The 1,111-nt window shown below is 63.9% G+C and carries 1 protein-coding gene; it reads left to right on the plus strand.

Annotation, left to right across the window (positions count from 1 at the left end):
- On the plus strand, positions 1-1,103 hold a 1,103-nt coding region (locus NKJ20_RS34035), incomplete at its 5' end, for an ISAs1 family transposase (protein WP_352749966.1).
- Positions 1,104-1,111: the final 8 nt, after the last annotated feature.

A 1,111-nucleotide genomic window follows, 5' to 3' on the forward strand; every position in this document is an offset into this window, starting at 1 on the left:
TGGAGAGGCAGTTGAGCGAAGGAGCGACTGCCATTTCCTGCCTTGAGAGCTACTTTGGCGCGGTGCCTGATCCACGCGCGCCCAACGCCACACACCGGCTTGGCGACCTGATCGTGATGATGATCGCAGCAAGCCTGTGCGGCGCCAGCAATGCGACGGAATTTGCCCTGTTCGCGCAGGAGCGCAAGCAGGCGCTGTCGCGGCTGATCGACTATGACGCAGCTCCCAGCCACGACACCTTCTCGCGGCTGCTGCGTCTGCTCGACCCGGAGGCCTTTGGTCGCGCCTTTGCTGCCTTTGCCGCAGCTTTCGCCCGAGCCAGCCGAGAGACGCCCGAGGTGGTGTCGCTTGACGGCAAGGCTTTGCGGCGAGCCTACGAGAAGGGCTTGGCAGCCAGTCCGCCGTTGACGGTGTCGGCCTTCGCCGCCGAGACCCGGCTGTGCCTGGCGGCAGTCTCGCCGAGCGATGGTGAGAACGAAGTCGAGGCCGCGCTCAAAGTCGTCGAACTCATTGATCTTACGGGCAGATTGGTCACCGCCGACGCGCTCCACTGCCACACCCGCATGGCTGCGGCCATTACCCAAAGAGGTGGCGATTACCTGCTTGCGCTGAAGGGCAACCGTCGTCATTGGCTGCGCCGTGCCAACCTGCAACTGGCCGACGCCACCCCTTCCATTGCCGAGCGGACCGAGACCAGCCACGGCCGCAACGAGTGGCGGCAGGCCGAGATCGTGGCGGCGGCCGAGCCGCTGATGCCCGGCCACCTGGCCTTCATCCGCATCACCAGCCGACGCGATCAGGCCAAGCCGTTGATGCGCCTGTTCATGGCCTCCACGCTCATGTCGCCGCAGCGGGCGCTCGACCTCACTAGAGCTCATTGGCAGATCGAGAACGGCCTGCATTGGATGCTCGATGTCCATCTCGATGAGGATCTCAGCCGTGCCCGCAAGGACAATGCCCCCGCCAACACGGCCCTTCTCAATCGCCTCGCCAGAAACATCCTTCAGGCCGCCGATGCTGCCAAAGTTCCCATCAGCCATCGCATCAAGAAATGCGCCTGGAACGACGACTATCTCATCAATGCCATCACTCATATGCGATAGCCCTGCCC

This window comes from Mesorhizobium sp. M0185 (assembly GCF_040322175.1).
Taxonomy (GTDB): domain Bacteria; phylum Pseudomonadota; class Alphaproteobacteria; order Rhizobiales; family Rhizobiaceae; genus Mesorhizobium.